The organism is Corynebacterium sp. HMSC06G04, assembly GCF_001807365.1.
In the GTDB taxonomy this organism is placed as follows: Bacteria; Actinomycetota; Actinomycetes; order Mycobacteriales; family Mycobacteriaceae; genus Corynebacterium; species Corynebacterium simulans.
In genome coordinates this window covers 1-17378 of the sequence record NZ_KV788628.1, presented here as the reverse complement: position 1 = coordinate 17378, position 17378 = coordinate 1, and the positions used below count along the sequence as shown (strand labels likewise).

General features: G+C 62.5%; 19 protein-coding genes. 11 read left to right on the top strand and 8 right to left on the bottom strand.

Annotated features, from left to right (window positions below; translation table 11 throughout):
* The first annotated feature begins 19 nt into the window (after positions 1-19).
* From HMPREF3158_RS11815 to HMPREF3158_RS11805, 3 genes are read left to right on the top strand one after another with little or no spacing between them, the layout of a single operon-like run.
* On the top strand, positions 20-280 hold the full coding sequence (locus HMPREF3158_RS11815) for a helix-turn-helix transcriptional regulator (protein WP_070498737.1): 261 nt from the start codon (positions 20-22) through the stop codon (positions 278-280).
* Positions 281-284: 4 nt separating this feature from the next.
* Positions 285-767 carry a hypothetical protein gene (locus HMPREF3158_RS11810; RefSeq protein ID WP_062035794.1) on the top strand — a complete coding sequence of 161 codons (483 nt, stop codon included), beginning with the start codon at positions 285-287 and terminating at the stop codon, positions 765-767.
* Positions 768-822: 55 nt separating this feature from the next.
* Positions 823-1185: a hypothetical protein gene (locus HMPREF3158_RS11805; protein ID WP_141741054.1), complete on the top strand. Its 363-nt coding sequence runs from the start codon at positions 823-825 to the stop codon at positions 1183-1185.
* On the opposite strand, the gene HMPREF3158_RS11800 is transcribed toward HMPREF3158_RS11805, so the two are convergent.
* Entirely contained in the window at positions 1182-4328 is a 3147-nt protein-coding gene (locus HMPREF3158_RS11800) for an error-prone DNA polymerase (RefSeq protein ID WP_062035796.1), read from the bottom strand. The two genes, HMPREF3158_RS11805 and HMPREF3158_RS11800, sit on opposite strands and share 4 nt — an antisense overlap.
* 134 nt (positions 4329-4462) lie before the next feature.
* Here HMPREF3158_RS11800 and HMPREF3158_RS11795 point away from each other — a divergent pair, with 134 nt between their 5' ends.
* From HMPREF3158_RS11795 to HMPREF3158_RS11780, 4 genes are read left to right on the top strand one after another with little or no spacing between them, the layout of a single operon-like run.
* Positions 4463-5320: a MetQ/NlpA family ABC transporter substrate-binding protein gene (locus HMPREF3158_RS11795; RefSeq protein ID WP_070432687.1), complete on the top strand. Its 858-nt coding sequence runs from the start codon at positions 4463-4465 to the stop codon at positions 5318-5320.
* A 4-nt stretch (positions 5321-5324) separates the two neighbouring features.
* On the top strand, positions 5325-6227 hold the full coding sequence (locus tag HMPREF3158_RS11790; protein WP_070498655.1) for a MetQ/NlpA family ABC transporter substrate-binding protein: 903 nt from the start codon (positions 5325-5327) through the stop codon (positions 6225-6227).
* A 32-nt stretch (positions 6228-6259) separates the two neighbouring features.
* The gene (locus HMPREF3158_RS11785; RefSeq protein WP_201057414.1) at positions 6260-7321 is read left to right on the top strand and encodes a methionine ABC transporter ATP-binding protein; all 1062 of its coding nucleotides are present in this window, start codon (positions 6260-6262) and stop codon (positions 7319-7321) included.
* Entirely contained in the window at positions 7318-7998 is a 681-nt protein-coding gene (locus HMPREF3158_RS11780) for a methionine ABC transporter permease (protein ID WP_062035800.1), read from the top strand. The genes HMPREF3158_RS11785 and HMPREF3158_RS11780 overlap by 4 nt, the downstream gene beginning before the upstream one ends.
* Here the strand turns inward: HMPREF3158_RS11780 and HMPREF3158_RS11775 are convergent.
* Positions 7985-8839 (bottom strand): sucrase ferredoxin, encoded by an 855-nt coding sequence (locus HMPREF3158_RS11775; protein WP_070498735.1) that lies wholly within the window; start codon positions 8837-8839, stop codon positions 7985-7987. The genes HMPREF3158_RS11780 and HMPREF3158_RS11775 overlap by 14 nt on opposite strands.
* A 104-nt stretch (positions 8840-8943) precedes the next feature.
* Between HMPREF3158_RS11775 and HMPREF3158_RS11770 the strand changes: the two genes are divergently transcribed.
* Positions 8944-9564: an AMIN-like domain-containing (lipo)protein gene (locus HMPREF3158_RS11770; protein WP_070456032.1), complete on the top strand. Its 621-nt coding sequence runs from the start codon at positions 8944-8946 to the stop codon at positions 9562-9564.
* Here the strand turns inward: HMPREF3158_RS11770 and HMPREF3158_RS11765 are convergent.
* Both HMPREF3158_RS11765 and HMPREF3158_RS11760 read right to left on the bottom strand, forming a co-directional pair.
* Entirely contained in the window at positions 9561-11129 is a 1569-nt protein-coding gene (locus tag HMPREF3158_RS11765) for a DNA polymerase Y family protein (RefSeq protein WP_070498653.1), read from the bottom strand. The two genes, HMPREF3158_RS11770 and HMPREF3158_RS11765, sit on opposite strands and share 4 nt — an antisense overlap.
* Positions 11126-11809, bottom strand: a complete 684-nt coding sequence (locus tag HMPREF3158_RS11760; RefSeq protein WP_062035803.1) for a hypothetical protein — start codon at positions 11807-11809, stop codon at positions 11126-11128. The genes HMPREF3158_RS11765 and HMPREF3158_RS11760 overlap by 4 nt, the downstream gene beginning before the upstream one ends.
* A 59-nt stretch (positions 11810-11868) precedes the next feature.
* Here HMPREF3158_RS11760 and HMPREF3158_RS11755 point away from each other — a divergent pair, with 59 nt between their 5' ends.
* On the top strand, positions 11869-12282 hold the full coding sequence (locus tag HMPREF3158_RS11755; RefSeq protein ID WP_062035804.1) for a hypothetical protein: 414 nt from the start codon (positions 11869-11871) through the stop codon (positions 12280-12282).
* On the opposite strand, the gene HMPREF3158_RS11750 is transcribed toward HMPREF3158_RS11755, so the two are convergent.
* The 4 genes from HMPREF3158_RS11750 to HMPREF3158_RS11740 form a co-directional block, all read right to left on the bottom strand.
* The gene (locus HMPREF3158_RS11750; RefSeq protein ID WP_070498651.1) at positions 12279-12758 is read right to left on the bottom strand and encodes a hypothetical protein; all 480 of its coding nucleotides are present in this window, start codon (positions 12756-12758) and stop codon (positions 12279-12281) included. The genes HMPREF3158_RS11755 and HMPREF3158_RS11750 overlap by 4 nt on opposite strands.
* Positions 12746-12910, bottom strand: coding sequence for a hypothetical protein (locus HMPREF3158_RS12995; RefSeq protein ID WP_168161766.1), 165 nt, complete (start codon positions 12908-12910; stop codon positions 12746-12748). Before HMPREF3158_RS12995 ends, HMPREF3158_RS11750 begins: the two co-directional genes overlap by 13 nt.
* Before the next feature lie 304 nt (positions 12911-13214).
* Positions 13215-13868 (bottom strand): response regulator transcription factor, encoded by a 654-nt coding sequence (locus HMPREF3158_RS11745; RefSeq protein ID WP_062035806.1) that lies wholly within the window; start codon positions 13866-13868, stop codon positions 13215-13217.
* A gap of 2 nt (positions 13869-13870) precedes the next feature.
* Positions 13871-15019, bottom strand: coding sequence for an ATP-binding protein (locus HMPREF3158_RS11740; RefSeq protein ID WP_062035807.1), 1149 nt, complete (start codon positions 15017-15019; stop codon positions 13871-13873).
* Positions 15020-15131: 112 nt separating this feature from the next.
* On the opposite strand from HMPREF3158_RS11740, the gene HMPREF3158_RS11735 reads away from it, so the two are divergent.
* Together HMPREF3158_RS11735 and HMPREF3158_RS11730 are read left to right on the top strand one after the other, a co-directional pair.
* The gene (locus tag HMPREF3158_RS11735; protein ID WP_061920643.1) at positions 15132-16148 is read left to right on the top strand and encodes a PspC domain-containing protein; all 1017 of its coding nucleotides are present in this window, start codon (positions 15132-15134) and stop codon (positions 16146-16148) included.
* Positions 16148-17378 (top strand): HlyD family efflux transporter periplasmic adaptor subunit (locus tag HMPREF3158_RS11730; protein ID WP_070498650.1); only part of this gene is annotated, 1231 nt, incomplete at its 3' end. The genes HMPREF3158_RS11735 and HMPREF3158_RS11730, both read left to right, overlap by 1 nt.

Sequence of the window (17378 nt, the reverse complement as noted above, 5' to 3'; positions counted from 1 at the left end):
TTATACAATACTTTGGTTTATGTCCCCAAAGAAAAAGCCGTCTTCCCCAATTTTCAATAGGGTTCGGTTGCTCCGAGTCGAGAGGGACATGTCGCGCGCCCAGCTTGCCGACGCCGTCGGGGTCAACCCCCAAAGCATCGGCGCCCTTGAGCGTGGCGATCACTCTCCCAGCCTCGACCTCGCGTTCAGCATCTGCGAAGTCTTTGACCTTCCAGTGGAAGCTGTCTTCTCCCGCACCGAGTTCCAGCCCTTGTCAACAGAGATGTACCGAAAGGACTAGCCCAATGACTATTCAAAGCTCCGCCGAAGTCCAGGGACGCGTAGCCAAGCGCAAGCGCCTCGTATCTTTAGCCAACTGGAGCCTCGCCCTCATCGTATTGTCTGTTCCCCTACAGTTTGTAGATCAGTTTTGGCCTTTAATGCTCGCCTGCGCAGGTGCGATCATGACTGGCATGTATGTAGCGCAGCTGCGCAAGACCATCGGCGACGCAGACCTCCCCACCACCGAGCTCGACGAATACATGCTGCAACTGCGCGTCGAAGCCCGCGACGACGGTCTGAAGACCGCACTCATGTCTTCCCTGCTATTGCTCCTCGCTTGTGGCGCCATTTCAGTAGGCACGCGTTTCGTCGATTCGATGGACGGGATCTTTGTCGCCGTCTTGTTCTTCAAACTCATCCTGCTGCAGATGCTGTGTATTCCCTTCAGCGTCGCACAATCCCTCGCCGGCAAAATCAACCGCGACGAGCTCATCTCTAAGGAATAATCATGCCTTCACGTTCCCGTTATGGTCCTGTGGCTCGGCGGGAATGCTGGCCGGCGTGCTGATGTTCGGAGCATCGCTCACACTGCTGGGCACCATCGCGCTCGGAATGGACGCCGACGATCGCGCGGACAAGATCGCGTGCCTTTTCCTTCGAGATGCACTCACCGGCATCGTAGTCATAAGGAATGGGCACGCCGCCTTCGTCGGTGCGCCCATACCACTCAGTGGCTTGCTCCGAGGTGGAGTCGAACTCCGCGCCAATAGAATACTCCGCTTCTTCCCCGTCGAGGCCCAGCGGAATCCGCCCGTACTTAGAAAAGACCAGGTAGAGCAGGAGGAAAAACAGGCCCGCTGCCAGCGCGGGGTGAATGTTGTGCGGTATTACCTGAATACGGGGGGATTTCTCGCACCGGCCTAACGGAAATCACGCGAGCCGCGGGAGAGCCACTCACCCATGGCAAGCGGCTCCAGCTTGTCTGCCACCACGTTGACCGCGCCCGTGGCATTTTGCACGATGCCACGAATAACCAGCGCTTTAGACGTCCTGGCCACGGTCTTGTTGAGCTGCCACAGCCCCGGTGAGACCATCACGTTCATCAAGCCGGTCTCATCCTCCAAGCCCAAAAAGATGACGCCGGCGGCAGTCTGCGGACGCTGCCTATGCGTCACGATGCCCGCAATCCGCACCCGTGTGCCGTCTGGAACCTGCCGCAGCTGCGCGGCGGTGCAGACATGGGCGTCGTTAAGCGCGGCGCGCACGAGCTCCATCGGCTGTTTGTCGTGGGTAACGCCAGTACTGGCGACGTCGGAAGCCATCAGCTCGAAAGCGCTCATGCCAGGCAGGCTCGGCGCAGAAATAGCCGAAAGCCCTGCGAGCATGCCCGCCTTTTCCGTAGCCGCCACGCCCGCCTGCCACAGCGCCTGCCGCCGGCTTAGCCCAAAGGTCTCCAGCGCACCGGCACTGGCCAAAGCCTCCACATGCTCAACGCTAAGCTCCGCCCGCCTAGACAGATCCGCGATGTCTTGAAACGGCATCTGCGCGCATGCACCCTCGATACGCTGCGCGGCCTTCTCCCCCAACCCCTTGATGAGGTTAAGGCCCAGCCGGATCGCCACCTCGCCGCCGTCTTGGACCACCGCACGCGCCTGACAACCCGAAGCGTTCACGTCCAGCGGAAGAACTTCCACGCCGTGCCGCCGCGCATCCTGAATGAGCGATTGCGGCGAATAAAAGCCCATCGGCTGCGCCCGCAGCAGACCCACGCAAAACTGCGCCGGATAGTGATACTTCATCCACGCCGAGAAGTAGACCAACGAGGCAAAAGACTGCGAGTGCGACTCTGGGAAGCCATAGGCTGCAAAGGCCACGATCTTGTTCCACAGTTTGTCCGCAACCTCGCCCTCGATGCCATTCGTCTGCGCGAGCCCATCATAAAAACGCTGCTTGAGCGCGGCCATCCGTGCAGGCGAGCGCTTCGAGCCCATCGCACGCCGCAGGTCATCGGCCTCCGCTCCGGAAAAGCCTGCGGCGTCGACGGCAATCTGCATCAGCTGCTCCTGAAACAGCGGAATGCCCAGCGTCTTGCCCAGAGACTTCTCCAGCACCGGGTGGTCATAGGTCACAGCCTCCTTACCGTCGCGGCGGCGCAGATAAGGATGCACCGAACCGCCCTGAATCGGGCCGGGACGAATGAGCGCAACCTCCACCACCAAGTCGAAGAACTTCTGCGGGCGCAAGCGCGGCAGCGTGGACAGCTGCGCGCGCGATTCCACCTGGAATACCCCCACCGCATCGGCGCGGCAGAGCATGTCATAGACCTCTTTTTCCGCTAGGTCGAGCTCCCACAGATTCACCTTGTACCCGGTGGTCTCCTCCACCAAGTCCTGCATGTGGTGCAGCGCCTCCAGCATGCCAAGGCCCAGCAGATCGAACTTCACCAATCCGGCCGCCGCGCAGTCATCCTTATCCCACTGCAGCACCGAACGCTTTTCCATCCGCGCCCATTCCATTGGCACCACGTCTGCAATAGGACGGTCGCACAACACCATGCCGCCCGAGTGAATGCCCAGGTGGCGCGGTTGGCCGAGGAATTGCTCCGCCAGCTTAACGACGCCCTCCGGCGGCTCCGAAAGCCCCTTCGACCAGGAATCGGCGCTGCCTTGGGGATAGCCCAAGGCACGCGCTGCATCGCGAACAGCGCCCTTGCGGCGATACGTAATAACGTTGGCCACCTGCGCTGCGCGCTCGCGGCCATGCTTGTCATAGACGTATTGAATGACCTCCTCGCGGCGGCCGGATTCGATGTCGATATCGATGTCCGGTGGGCCATCGCGGTCTGGCGAAAGGAAGCGCTCAAAAAGAAGCCCCGCGGAAATCGGCTCGGCGTTAGTGATTCCTAAGGCAAAACACACCGCGGAGTTCGCCGCCGAGCCGCGCCCCTGGCAGAGGATGTTGGAGCGACGGCAAAAATCCACGAGGTCACACACGATGAGGAAATACCCTGGAAAGGTCAGCTGCTCGATAACGCCTAGCTCGTACTCGATCTGCTTCCACGCCCGCGAGCGAATCGCAGCCGGGCGCGAGGCATAGCGCTCTTCTGCTCGCTGCCAGGTCAGGTGCGTCAGCCAAGACATCTCGGTATGGCCTTCAGGCACCTCGAAGTCAGGCAGGTTCGGCGCGAGCGCATCCCAGGTGAAACTGCACTCCTTTAATACTTTGACGGTCTCGGCGATGAGCTCCGGCCGCTCCGGAAAAAGCTGCGCCATCTGCTCGCCTGAGCGCAGCCAGCCGGCACCCATCGGGGGCGCATCGGGTTCTGCCTGGTCCAGAGATTTTCTTTGGCTAAGCGCACGCTTTGCCGCGGCTAGGCGCGCTTCCTGCCGTGTGGCGGCAGCGGGTAAGGCAGTGGCGATGGCGCGCAGATTATTGCATTTATCCAGTTCAGCGTGGCGATCTGCGTCCTCAGGAGACATCGTGCAGGAATATTCAAGTACTATGCTGTCTATTTTTATTCTTTCGAGCACATGATCGATTTTGTCCAACCATTGCCAGTCCAGAAGGAACAGGCAATAATCTTGCAAACGCTCCGCAATTACTTCCAACGGCGGGTAAGCCACCTCGCCCTTCACATCTGCATCCATGCGCGCTTGGGCAATCAATCGCGATAGCCGGCGGTACCCCTCGGGGGTGCGGGCGAGGACGACAAGAGGGCCGTCGACAAGCGAAAGCTCCGCCCCAAACACCGCCGGCAGCCCCGCCTTAGCGGCGGCTTCGGCAAATTTCATCAGGCCATAAAAACCGTCCTTATCCACCAGCGCAAGCCCCTCTAGCCCCAGCTGCATCGCGCGCGCCACCAGCTCTTCCGGCTCCGAGGCGCCGTCCAAAAAGCTATAGGAAGAAACCGCATGCAGCTCCGCGAAAGGCACGGCCGAGACCCCGCGCTCGAGACCCTCGCCCCGCTCCCCCAAGTGCTCCACCGAAACGGGCGTTGCGGCAGGACGGCCGGAAAGAATCCGCTCCACCCGCGACCAAGGCAGCGCCACCCCACCATTAAACCTCATGGGGAAAAGATAGGATCGAAACTATGTTCTAGTCAATTTTTCAGTCTCACCCAAAGCGATATAGACAAAGCGGTTCAATCATTGCTAGGTTTCTTGCAACAAACGTTATTTCACTCGAAGGGACACCTCATATCATGCGTATTCGCCGCGTTCTCGCTGCTTCCTCCGCAGCCGTCATCGCAGCCACCAGCCTGGCTGCTTGCTCCTCTGGCGATTCCGACGGCAAGATCGTCGTCGGCACTACCGACGCCGCTAAGAAGGCATGGTCCGCCTTCGAGGACGAAGCCGAGGCGCAAGGCCTTGACATCGAGGTGCAGAACTTCTCGGACTACAACACCCCGAACCAGGCGCTTGACCAAGGCGAACTGGATACCAATAACTTCCAACACCTGAAGTTCTTGGCGGAGTTCAACAAGGGCAACGGCACCGACCTCGTTCCGATCGTCGCCACCGAAATCGTGCCGCTGGCATTGTTCTGGCAGGGCCACGACTCCCTCGACGGCATCGAGGGCCAGGAAGTAGCCATCCCGAATGACACCACCAACCAGGGACGCGCCATCAACGTCCTCGTACAGGCCAAGCTGGTTACGTTGAAGAAGGAAGGCCTCATCACCCCAGGTCTGCCGGATATTGACGAGGCAAAGTCCAAGGTCAAGGTCGTGCCTGTCGACGCCGCGCAGACCCCCACCGCCTACGGCGAAGGCAAGCCAGCCATCATCAACAACTCCTTCCTCGACCGCGCCGGCATCGACCCCACCACCGCCGTATTCCAGGATGACCCGAACTCCAAGGAGGCAGAGCCTTATATCAACGCCTTCGTCGTTCGCGCAGAAGACGCCAACAACGAGGAGATTAAGAAGGTCGCCGAAATTTGGCACTCCCAGGCCGTCCAGGACGCCGTCGCAGAGGATTCCAAGGGCACTTCCGTTCCGGTTCAAAAGTCTCCGGAGGAGCTGAAGAAGATCCTCGACCGCGTGACAGAGCAGAGCTAGCGCCGTGCAGCTGAAAAAGATTGCTGCGCTGGCTGCGGCAAGCATTGTTGCAGCCACGGGCCTTGCGGGTTGTTCTTCCAAGTCCTCCGAGTTTGCTGCCGGCACCGCAGAGGATCCAATCATCATCGGCACCACCGATGCCGAGCTTCCGGAGTGGGACGTATTGAAAGATCTCGCCGCCAAGGAAGGCATCGAGATCGAGATGAAAAGCTTCACCGACTACGCCACCCCGAACCAGTCTCTGGCGGAAGGCAGCACCGACACCAACAAGTTTCAGCACCTGAAGTTCCTGGCGGAATACAACGCGGGCAACGGCACCAACCTCGTTCCGGTGGCCTCCACGCAGGTCTACCCGATGCCGCTGTTTTGGAAGGGCCACAAGGATATAAAGGGCATCGAGGGCCAGGAAGTCGCCATCCCGAATGACGCCACCAACCAGGGCCGCGCCATCAACCTGCTGGCCGCCAACGATCTGGTGACTTTGCAGGAAAAAGGCAAGCTAACCCCGGATCCGGCCGACATCGACGAGGCCAAGTCAAAGGTCAAGGTAACCCCGGTCGATGCTTCCCAGACTCCGTCGGCATACGGCGAAGGCGCCCCTGCCATCATCACCAATTCTTTCTTCAAGCGCGCGGGCATCAACCCGGCCGAGGCAGTGCTTTACGACGACCCCGAAGCTCCCAGCGCCGATCCCACCGTCATGTTCGACCCATACATCAACGTCTGGGCAGTACAAGAAAAGGATAAGGACAACGATAAGGTCAAGCGCTTAGCGCAGCTGTACCTTTCACCAGAGGTCAAAAAGGCAGTGCAGGAGACCACGGGCGGCACCACCATCTTCGTGGATCGTCCGCAAGATGAACTCCAGGAAATCCTGGATCGCTTAGAAACTTCCTCCGCCGAGTAAGGTCTTAGAAGGTTTTAGCCAGTCACAACAATATGAAGGAAACGCCTCACGTGACAGATAATCCCGGTGCCAAGCACGGCACCCGCATTGAGTTCCGCAACATCACCAAGGTCTTTAAAAATAACAAGACCGAAACCAAGGCGCTTGACGACGTCTCGCTGACCGTCGAGCCCGGTGAAATCGTCGGCATCATCGGCTTTTCCGGCGCGGGGAAGTCCACGCTGGTGCGCATGATCAACGGCTTGGATAAGCCCACCTCGGGCCGGCTCCTACTGGATGGCACCGACATCGTCGGCATGCCGGAGTCCAAGCTGCGTGGTATCCGCCGCAACATCGGCATGATTTTCCAGCAGTTTAATTTGATGACCTCGCGCACCGCGGCAGGCAACATCGAATACCCGCTGCGCCTAGCCGGTATGCCGAAGGAAGAACGCAAAAAGCGCGTGGAGGAGCTCCTGCAGTTCGTGGGCCTTGGCGATAAGGGCTCGAATTACCCGGAGCAGCTCTCCGGCGGTCAGAAGCAGCGCGTGGGCATCGCTCGCGCGCTGGCGACCAACCCTTCGCTGTTGCTGGCTGACGAAGCCACCTCCGCACTCGATCCCACCACCACGCACGAGGTGCTGGATCTGCTGCGCAAGGTCAACCGCGACCTGGGTATTACCATCGTCGTGATTACCCACGAGATGGACGTGGTTCGTTCCATCGCGGATAAGGTTGCCGTCATGGAAGCCGGCCGCGTCATCGAGGCCGGCAGCGTCTACGAGGTCTTTTCCAACCCGCGCACGGAGGTCGCTTCCAAGTTCGTTGCCACTTCCCTGCGCAACACCCCAGACCTGGTAGAAGCAGACGACCTCCTCGCCCACGAGGGCCGCCTTTTCACCATCAACCTGACCGAGAACTCCGGCTTTTTCACCGCATCGGCACGCTTGGCGGAAAAGGGCGTGTCTATCGCAGTGGTCCACGGCGGTATCACGACTCTGCAGAAGCATTCCTTCGGCAAGCTCACCGTGCGCTTGAACGGTAATGCCGCCGCCATCGAGGAGTTCTACCGCACCCTGCAACGCACCACCGAGATTGAGGAGATTTCCCGATGAACGTGACCTACCAAGCTGCCGCTGACTGGGATCGCTTGGGCGATACCCTCATCGAGGCCGTCCAAGACACCCTCATCATGGTCTCGACGACCCTGGTGGTCGCAGGCCTCCTCGGCCTCGTTTTAGGCGTCTTGCTCTACACCACCCGTCCTGGTGGCATCCTGCAGAACAAGGTTGTCTACTTCATCATCAATATCCTGGTGAACTTCATCCGCCCCATCCCGTTCATCATCCTGCTGGCCTTCGCGCAGCCGCTAACCGTGGCGGTCCTCGGCGGATCTATCGGCCGCGAACCTGCGACCTTCGTCATGGTCATCGCAGCCACTTTCGCCGTGGCCCGCATCGTGGAGCAAAACCTGGTCGCCATCGACCCCGGCGTCATTGAAGCAGCCCGCGCGATGGGCGCTTCCCCTTGGAAGATCATCACCTCGGTCATCGTGCCGGAAGCCCTTGGCCCGCTGGTTCTGGGCTATACCTTCCTGTTCATCGGCATCGTAGATATGTCCGCAATGGCCGGCTACGTCGGTGGCGGCGGCTTGGGCGACTTTGCCATCGTCTACGGCTACCGCGCCTTCGAGTGGGAGGTCACCGTGGTGGCCACCCTGATTATCATCGTGCTGGTTCAGGCAGCGCAGTTCTTCGGCAACTGGCTTTCCGCCAAGATCATGCGCCGTTAATATCCCCCGCGTGCACACCCACTGCGTGCCACGCCTTTGAGGTCTTCGGACAGTCTCCACACGAGGAGATGACCCCGGAGACCTCTTTTTGTTCCAGCTCTACCCGCCAGGTGCGGCCGTCGTCATGGTGCACGGTATTTTCAAGCGCGTGCAATTGCCCATAGCGCAAGGCCTCCCCCGCCTCGATCAGCTCCCGCGCGACTGCCAGTTCCGCCACCTGCCCGCGCGGATCATAGAGCCCGCTGCCGCGATTGCCCGGGTAGAAATACTCCCCGCGACGCGCCGCCAGCAGCATCTCACGCGCCGCCTCAACGTTAAGCCTGCCAAAGGAATAACCCCACGGCATCAAAAGAATCGACGGAGCAAAACGATGCCCCTTCGTGTGCGAGGTCTCCCATACCTCCTCCGGGAAACTTGCAGCCAGCTCCGCCGCAAGCGGGCGCCCCTTGACCGCACAGCACACGTCCCGACGCCCGTGGGTACAAATCAGCACAAGCGGGCGGGAAAGAACACCGTCTTCCGGCACCACAAAATCCAACCCCAAGATGCCTTCCGGGCCGTCTAGGAGATGCTCCATATAAACTCCGCGCTCGGCCCAGACCACGTAGCAGCGATGCTTGCCGTTAATGCTGCGGCCTTCCTTGCCGGGCTTGCGGATAAGCTGCAGCCCTGCCACGCCTTTGAGCTTGGATTTAAGTTCAGCAGTGAGTTCCGGGCCGAAGGTCCCGCCGTCTAAGACATCGCGCGACCAGCCGTTTGGCCACTCGAAGAGCACAAATACGCTTTCTTTCTTGGCAGTGCCCGGAAGCGGCTCAACCTGTACGTCGGAGCAAAAAGTCATGTGCCACAGCTTACCTGCCATCAAAATGAAAATGATGACAACAATGTGGTTAAGAATCCTGCCTTGGCTATACAGAGTCGGTGGCTAGGCAATAGTCTGTTTGCATGCCGAAATTGTCCTCCCTCGTGCCTACTCTCGCTGTCCTTACTCTCGGATCTGTAGCTTTGGTAAGTTGCGCTAGCGACACAGAGGATAAATCCAGTCTCGCGTTCACAGAGGCGGTATCTACTACGTCCTCTGTCGAAGGCGCCCCCACGACCTCTGCTCCAGCCGGTGTAACCCCGCTTGGCGTCACCAATCTCAGCCGCAAGACAGAACGCCCCGCGGTGCCTTCCCAGCTGGTTGTCACCGATGTTCGCGTTGGCAATCACGATGGCTTCGAACGCGTCGTCTTCGAATTCACTGGGGAAGGCAGCCCCGGCTGGTTCATCGACTACACAGACAAGCCTCTGCAGCAGGGTTCCGGCAACGCCATCGACTATGAAGGCGCCACGGCTCTCAACGTCAACATCGACGGCACCGTTTATCCCTTCGAAAAAGACATGGCCGATCCCAATCTCGGCTCCACCCCCGGCGCAGGCGGTTTTATCACCGAGGTCAAAAGCTCCGGTACATTCGAAGGCCGCTCCCAGTTCGTGGTTGGCCTAAAGGAACGCCACCCATATTCCGTGCAGGTCCTGGAAGAACCCACCCGCCTGGTCATCGATTTCCTCGCTGCCACCTAGCAATAGGACGCCTCCACGCTCCACCGCCCGGCCGCCCAGACCAGCAGCCAGGCCCGCTGATTCTGCGTGCCTTGGCCTACCACTTGCAAGCGTGCGAGCCTTTGAGCTTCCTCTCCCCACCACGCAGTATCCACCGGCCATGGCCCAGCCCAGCCGATAACCTGATAGCGCTTGTTACCCCAGCTCAACGCCACTGGCGCCGCGCTCAATAGCGCTTCGGCGGTGACGTAGACGTCGCGGGAGGAATCGTCGAGAAGCCGGATGCGCGAGGCAGGGTGCGCCAAACTTGCCGGCAGCGGCGAGGGAATTCGGCCTGGCCAGCTGCCCTGCGGAGCGGGGTCGCGCTGCTCGCCGTAGGGGACGTACTCGATGCGCTCTGCCACCCCACGCCCGCCGGCCTCCCGCGGCTGCAGTACTCGATCCACGCCCAGCTGCGATTGCACGCGCGCGATGACCCGCTTGGCTTTGTCATTGCTCTTCGTCTGCCCCCACAGGCCCTCGCCCTCCGGCGCCGCGGTTTCTACCGGTTCCAACGCCAGCCTGACGACGCCGCCTTCCGCGCCCGCCCGCGCCGAGCTCAGCCAGCCATCCAGCTGCCAGCGGACGCGATCGGCCGTTGCGCTTTCATCCAGGGCCTCCTGCGTACGCCACACGCGCTCCAGCACCGCGCCGCCTAGAAACTCCGCGACGACCCGCAAACGCACGCACATCTGCCCTGCCTCCGCGAGCACGCTGTGCAGCTGCGCCGCCAACTGGCGCGCCGCAAAGGCCGCGGCGTCCACTCGCTCTAAGGGTTCTTCATAGCTGACCTCCACCGCCAAATCCGGCCGCGCAAGCTCCGGCGCCACCCGCCCATCCGGGACGGCATTAGCTATGTCATGACAACGCCTGCCTGCCTGCCCAAAGCGCGTCATTACTTGCCTAGCCGGCAACGCCGCCAGCTCGCCGAGGTTGCTAATCCCCAGCTGCCGCAGCTGTTCTACTACTTCTTTCGCACAGCCCAAAGACACCTCTGCGGCCAGCACGCTTAAGGGCTGGCCCGCCAAAAACTCCCGCGAAGCGCCCTCCGGCACCACCGCGCCCAGGCCATTGTGGCGGGCAGCGATGAGCGCCGTGGCGATTTCGTCTGCCACCCCGACGGTGGCGTCGAGGCCGGCGTGGGAGGCGGCGTCGACAAGCATGTGCACCGCCGTGTCCTCACCGCCGTGGAAACGCCCCGCCGCAGCAGCATCCACGATGACCAGGCCCGGACGCAGCACCTCGATGGAGGAGGCCACCGCATCCAAGCCGGCGGCAATCTCGGCGAAGGCAGCGCCATCACGATCCGCGTTAAGCTCCTCGACGCGCAGCTCTGGCAGCACCGCCTGCGCCTGGCGCAAGCGCATCCCGCGGCGCACGCCGGTTCGGCGCGCGAGGCCATCGCATACAACGACCTTATGCTGCGCCACGATAGCTGTAGCCCGCTCCCGCATTGTGCCTCCCCGCGCTGCACCTACCCGCGCCGTCTCCTGCATCCGCAGCGCCTGGACCGGCCAATCTGGAAACCACAGCGCCGCGACCCTCATACCGCCTCCAGCCGACGCCGCTGCCCACACGTCACCGTGCCGCGCTGCGCCCGCGCGCCCTTGGACTCCACGTTTACTGCAATATCCACGCCGTTAATGCGCCCACTTCCGCGCCCCAGCCCGCGGAAGCTGGTGACTTCCGCTTCGATTTCCGTGGTGGTTCCCGGCAGGCGCACGCCCACCGTCACCACGGCCGCCTGCCCGCCGCGGATCTTCGCAAGAACCGGACGTGCCTTCGAAGGCGTAACCAGCCCCGCCCCGCGATGGATCACAACGTCGAGGCCTTCCGCCAACACTCCCGTCACCGACCACGGCTCAGCGCCGGGATCCGGGACGACAATCACGCGGCGCAAATCCCCCGACTCGGCCACCTGTGCGAGAGACAGCTCCGGCCAGCCAACAACGCCGACGTGTCCACCCTGTGCACTAATATGACAAACGAGCTCGACAATAAGCGCAGGACACACCCCACAATACACCGCACTGCGCCGCGCGAGGCCCCCACCAGGAAGCAGCCTGGCCAGGGAAGAAGGCACCTCCACCACTTCCTCATCTGACTGCACTGCCGGGGCGGTTCGAGGCGCTTCCAGCTTGTGCATCTGCGCCCGCAAAGCGGCAATCTGGTCCGCGCGACTCTGCCCCGCGGCCACCTCCGCTATACGAACACTTGTTTGATTCATGCCTCCATTATGGCCCTTGCCCCTATGCTCTTGCAATTGCAGTGGTAGCGTTAACCGGCATGACTGCCCATGCCAGCGATATCCGCCGCCGCGAAACCCCAATCCCCACCCCACACTGGGTGCGATTGGGCGCTTCCCTCCTCATCGGCGCCGCCGTGGCTGTGTTGGTCAGCGATGTCCACTTCGGCATCGCCATCGGGGTTGGCCTGCTTTTTCTCATTGCGGCCTTCGCCCTCATTTTTCTGCACCCCTACCGCACGCAACTACGGGCCTACGCGGACAAAAAGAACGTGACGATGCTGCCGAATATCAGCCAGCTCATCCCCCTGATGCTGCTATGGCTCATCGTCATGCTCGCCCCTCTTTTTACGCTTCCAGCCTGGGGCGTGGCCGTGACCTGGCTGCTGATTTCCGGCGCCGCCTTTTTCGTATTCCCCCACGTCGACGGCACCCGCAAACTAGCTTATGCCTAGCCAGCTTCGTTAAAGCTATCGAGCTCCGTCGGATCCGGCCAGTATTTCCTGGTCAGGCTATGCTCAACCGGCACCTTCTTTGGCCCGTCGGGGGTAAAGCGCATGCCGACGTGGCCGTCGAAAAGCGTGATGCCATCGCCGCGGGTATCAAAAAGCATCGTGCCAACGGCCGTAACCTGCTCATCCTTGAGCGCTTCGTCCGCGTGGAAGAAACTATCGTCGACGTCCTTCGGGAAAACACCGAAAGGCATGGTCAGCTGGATGCTGGCCGCCCGCTCGGCTTTATCCGACGGCGAGGTCAAGTCAAAGTCCGCCTCAGAAGGAAATGGCGTTCCCTCCTCTGCCGCGCAAACCAGAGAAAAGTTCTCCCAGCGGCATACATAGTCTGACTCGCGGGCAGGAATACGGAAAGACCTTTGATCTCGCACCAACTCATCGCGGTTTTCATCCCACGGCTTCACGTTCACGTTGCCCACGCGTAGGTCACCGTGGCCTCGGTGCCCTCGATGTCGACGTCCTCGACGCGCGAGGCAATCTTAATAACGGAGTCTTTAGCCAAATCCTCACCCGCGAAGAAGAGCACCGCCTCGCCGTGGTCCTGGGAAGGCTCGGACCAGCCCCAGATCATCTCCCATTCCGAGGGAATGCCCGCGCGGTCTATCCAGCCCCACCTTGCGCTGCATCAGGTAATAGCCAGCATAGGTATCGCCTAGGTCAAAGAAAGGATCCGCGCATTCTTCAGCGCCTTCCACGGCACCCTTATCGGCCTCGCCGCTCCACAAATCAACCATGTTGAACTCCGGTTCCTTGGAGTCAGACGCAGCGTTTGGGTCAAAGAGCGGCTCATCTTTTGAACCCGCAGCAGAGCACGCAACAAGGCTAAGGGATAGGGTCACGCAAGCAATAGGGAGAGATAGACGCATGCAAATAACTTAATCCAGATCATGGCTAGCCGCCCAGCGAGTCAACTGATGACGATTCGACTGCTGCGTCTTGCGCAAAATATTAGAAGCATGCGTCTCCACCGTCTTCACCGAGATAAAGAGACGCTCGCCGATTTCGCGATACGTGTAACCGCGCGCGAGCAGCCGCAGCACCTCGAGCTCGCGCCGTGTTAGCGCATCGACCGCCGGGCCCACGGATTCGTCCGGCGCGCCGGGCTTCGACTCGGCAGGCGCACCCGATGCGAACGCATCAAGCACGAACCCCGCCAGCCGCGGCGAGAAATACGCATCCCCCTCATGCACCCGGCGCACGGCCGCGGCCAGCTCCGGGCCTGAAATATTCTTCGTCACGTAGCCCCGAGCGCCGGCACGGATGAGCGCGATGACGTCCTCCGCCGCGTCCGAGACACTCAGCGCCAGGTACACCGGGCCCGAGGCGCCACGCAGCACGGCCAACCCGCCGCCGTCCGGCATATGCACGTCGAGCAGCACCACGTCCGGGTGCGCCGACTCAATCCCCGCGACCGCCTCGGCGACCGTGCCCGCGTCGCCCACGACCTCGATATCCCCTGCGTCGGCCAACTCCGCACGCACGCCGGCACGGAAGACAGAATGATCATCGACGAGGAAAACGGAAACCATGGCTACAAAGCTACCGTGAGCTCCACCTCGGTGCCCTCTCCCGGACGCGAGTTCACCCGCGCGGTGCCCCCGGCGCGTTCCATGCGCCCGCGGATAGAGTCCCGGATTCCGTGCCGGTCCCCGGTCACCGCGTTCGGGTCAAAGCCCGCGCCACGGTCGCGCACAAAAATGGACAGCTCGCCGGCTAAGTTTTCCGCATACACGTCCACCGTATCGACGCCCGCGTGCTTACTGGCGTTGACCATCGCTTCCCGCGCCGCCTGCACCGCTAGCTTCGTGGGCTCGGTAAGCTCGATATCTTCGCCCACCGTCACCGGCGCAATCCGCACCGGGAACAGGTCTTCGACCTCGCCACACGCCGCGGCCAGCGCGCCAAAGACCGTCGCCGGCGCCGCCGAGGGGGCGTCAAATAGCCAGGCACGCAGCTCGCGTTCCTGCGATCGTGCGAGCCGCGCGACCTCCGCCGGATCCTCCGCGCGTTTTTGAATGAGCGCCAAGGTCTGCAGCACCGAGTCATGTAGGCGCGCCGCCATGATCGCCTGGGCTTCCGATGCCGCCTTCTCCGCGCCCTCATCCGCCACCTGGCGCCACAGCTTGAGCACGAGCGGCACCACGAGGGCGCCGAGGCCGACAACGGTCAGCGCGACCGCCGCCAACGCCGGAATAAAGTCCGCGCCGCCGTCCCACCGCGCGATGGTAATGACCACGCCGGACAAGACGAGCACACTACCCGCAGCAATACTCAGCTTGCTCGATACGTTCTCGAGCCCGCGGTCATAGGCTTGCCACGTCACGAGCGCGCCCGCGCCTACGATGACCAGCGGCAGCAGCATGTTGGCTCCGCTGGCCAGCGCGCTGACGACCGCCGCCACGGCAATGAAGACAAGCAACCAGTTAGCCCGGAAGTCGAAGCGGGAGGCGGGCGCGGGGGCATCGGCAGGCTTGGTCGCAACCCATACCCCGGCGTAGAGGAACGCGCCGAGGCCGCCCAAGGCGCACAACGCGGTCAAGGCCAGACGCACGAACAACACGTCAACGCCCAGGTGCGCCGCGACCCCCGCGCCCACGCCCGCCACGACGCGGCCGTCCTGGGGACGTGCCAAAGTCGGGAACGCGGGCTGAGTCGCGCGCGAAGCATAGGGAGAACTCATGCGCTTAATCTTCGCACGGCTGCACCCCGCGCGGATCGGGGTAAACCCTGAAGTTCAAAAATCAGGGCGTTCCCCGATGGTGGCGTACCTCGCGGTGCGTCACAATATAGGTATGAACACCGCGACTCTCAACCAGATGTGGGACACGCGCCCGCCCCGCATCCCGAGAAACCAGGGCGGCAATGCCATGATTGCCGGTGTCTGCGAAGGCATCGGCGTGCGCTACCAAATCGACCCGGTCCTCGTCCGCGTGGCTTTCGTTGTTACCGCGCTCGTCCTCGGCGGCGGCATCGCGCTCTACGCCCTGGCATGGATGTGCATGCCGCTCTACGGCAAGGCCACCGCACCCGTCCAGGACCTCTTTGGCAAGGCCGACGGCCCAAAGTCCGAATCCAGCCTCGCCATCGGGCTCATCATTCTCTTCGCCGCCACGGCCGGCTTCGGCCCGCTATTCGGCGAGAAGCAAACCCTCTCCACCGTCGTCATCTTCATCCTCGCTGCCGTAGCCTGGTACGGACTGCACCAACGCCAACCCATCCCGCCCGCCGGCGTCCTCGCGTCGCCGATCCCCGATACCACCCCGGGCCCCGATATGTCCGCCTTCACCCCCGTCGAAGGCTACCCGTTTCCGCCGGGGCGCACGACCCCACCGTCCTGGGATCCCCTGGGCACGGTGCCCGAGGCCTGGCATCTGCCCGACCCAGCGCCCTACAAGCAGCCTGAGCCAAAGAAGAAGCACCGCGAAGGCGTCATTGCGGCCATCGCGATTTCCGCCGCCGTCATCGCCGGCCTCGGCTTCGTGCTCACCATGACCATGACCAGCGAGGACGAGACCTCCAGCGACGTACGGTTTACCCCGCACGATGGCGCGGAGCTGCAGGACCTCTACGACAATGGCATCGGCAAGCTCACGCTCGACCTGCGTGAGCTGGAGCTCGACTCCCCGCGCACCGTGACCGTCGACAACGGAATTGGTGCCACGGAAGTCTACCTGCCGGACAACCTGCCCATCGCGATCGAATGCGACGCCGGCATTGGTGAGAGCAACTGCGTTCCACGCACAGATCCAGGCGCTAAGCTGACATTAATTATTGATAACGGAATTGGCACTACTACTATTCACGAATAATGAAAAAGAAGACTATCGCTATCACGACCGCCGCCCTCGCCGTCCTCACCGTGGGCGGTGGCGGCGCCTACTACCTCACCTTCGGCCCCGACGGCGTGGTGCTCACCGCCGCCGATGTCACGACCGTCGCGGCGAAGGACATCACGCAGTCCGTGCCCGCCACGGGCTCGATCGCACCCGCCCGCGAGGTCTCGCTCGCCACGACGCAGACCGGGCCCATCGTCACGCTCGACGCGAAGGTCGGCCAGCGCGTCACGGCCAACCAGCGCCTCGCCTCCTTCGACACCTCTGCTACCGAACGCGAGCTCCAAAGTCAGCGTGCCGCTCAGGCCGCGGAAGAAGTCGGCGCGTTCAATCAGGTCGAGGACGCGCAGCTCCAGCTCAACCAGCTCCAGGACGCGTTGGATCAAGGCCTCAACGGCGAGGTCAATGCCGCCCGCGCCTCCGTGGACACCGCGCAGCACAGCTTCGACGACGCGCAGCAGGCCGTCGCCGAGTCCCGCGCCGCCGCAGATCCTTCCGTCGCCGAAGCCGCCGCCGCGGTAGACACGGCCCGCGCTGGGCTGCGCACCGCGAATAACGCATCGCTCCAGGCCGCGCTCGCCTCGCTCGGTGCTGCTGGCGAGGCCACCGCAGACAGCGCCACCATGGCCACGTCGCTGCTCGCCTCGACCGAGGCGGATGACGCGGTCAGCGACGCCCAGAACCAGGTTGACCGCGCCGAGGAGTCCTACGCCCGCGCGCTCGAGGCCGTGGACCGCGAGGTCGGTGCCAAACAGCGCGCCGCCAACGCTGCCTACGCCCAGCTTTCCGATGCCCAGCTCGCCCAGCGCGCCGCCGAGCTCAGCGCCCAACAGCAAATCGACGCGCAGTCCCAGGCCGTCAACCACGCCCTCAAGTCCGCCGCGGGCGCACGCGTCGCCGCCGAGGAAGCCAATGCGAAACTCGAGTTCGACATCTCTGGTTCTCAGCTATTTTCTCCGCTTAATGGAGTGATCACGTCCGTCACCGCGCAGCAAGGCCGCCCCGCCGAGGGGCCACTGCTCGCGATCGCGGATGACTCGTCCCTCCTCGTCAAGGCAACGGTCAAGGAAGCCGACATCGCGGATATCGAGGTCGGCGACCACGTCACGTTCACCTCCCCCAGCCAGCCGCATAAGGAGTACACGGGCACCGTGTCCTTCATCTCGCCCGTCTCCGCCGCCCCCGCCGCCCCCGCCGCGCCCGCCG

What these genes read in the sequence shown, in the direction of transcription:
- HMPREF3158_RS11815 (WP_070498737.1), top strand. Translation starts at nt 20, where the DNA reads ATGTCCCCAAAGAAAAAGCCGTCTTCCCCAATTTTCAATAGGGTTCGG.
- HMPREF3158_RS11810 (WP_062035794.1), top strand. Translation starts at nt 285, where the DNA reads ATGACTATTCAAAGCTCCGCCGAAGTCCAGGGACGCGTAGCCAAGCGC.
- HMPREF3158_RS11800 (WP_062035796.1), bottom strand. Translation starts at nt 4,328, where the DNA reads ATGAGGTTTAATGGTGGGGTGGCGCTGCCTTGGTCGCGGGTGGAGCGG.
- HMPREF3158_RS11795 (WP_070432687.1), top strand. Translation starts at nt 4,463, where the DNA reads ATGCGTATTCGCCGCGTTCTCGCTGCTTCCTCCGCAGCCGTCATCGCA.
- HMPREF3158_RS11785 (WP_201057414.1), top strand. Translation starts at nt 6,260, where the DNA reads ATGAAGGAAACGCCTCACGTGACAGATAATCCCGGTGCCAAGCACGGC.
- HMPREF3158_RS11780 (WP_062035800.1), top strand. Translation starts at nt 7,318, where the DNA reads ATGAACGTGACCTACCAAGCTGCCGCTGACTGGGATCGCTTGGGCGAT.
- HMPREF3158_RS11775 (WP_070498735.1), bottom strand. Translation starts at nt 8,839, where the DNA reads ATGACTTTTTGCTCCGACGTACAGGTTGAGCCGCTTCCGGGCACTGCC.
- HMPREF3158_RS11770 (WP_070456032.1), top strand. Translation starts at nt 8,944, where the DNA reads ATGCCGAAATTGTCCTCCCTCGTGCCTACTCTCGCTGTCCTTACTCTC.
- HMPREF3158_RS11765 (WP_070498653.1), bottom strand. Translation starts at nt 11,129, where the DNA reads ATGAGGGTCGCGGCGCTGTGGTTTCCAGATTGGCCGGTCCAGGCGCTG.
- HMPREF3158_RS11760 (WP_062035803.1), bottom strand. Translation starts at nt 11,809, where the DNA reads ATGAATCAAACAAGTGTTCGTATAGCGGAGGTGGCCGCGGGGCAGAGT.
- HMPREF3158_RS11755 (WP_062035804.1), top strand. Translation starts at nt 11,869, where the DNA reads ATGACTGCCCATGCCAGCGATATCCGCCGCCGCGAAACCCCAATCCCC.
- HMPREF3158_RS12995 (WP_168161766.1), bottom strand. Translation starts at nt 12,910, where the DNA reads ATGATCTGGGGCTGGTCCGAGCCTTCCCAGGACCACGGCGAGGCGGTG.
- HMPREF3158_RS11745 (WP_062035806.1), bottom strand. Translation starts at nt 13,868, where the DNA reads ATGGTTTCCGTTTTCCTCGTCGATGATCATTCTGTCTTCCGTGCCGGC.
- HMPREF3158_RS11740 (WP_062035807.1), bottom strand. Translation starts at nt 15,019, where the DNA reads ATGAGTTCTCCCTATGCTTCGCGCGCGACTCAGCCCGCGTTCCCGACT.
- HMPREF3158_RS11735 (WP_061920643.1), top strand. Translation starts at nt 15,132, where the DNA reads ATGAACACCGCGACTCTCAACCAGATGTGGGACACGCGCCCGCCCCGC.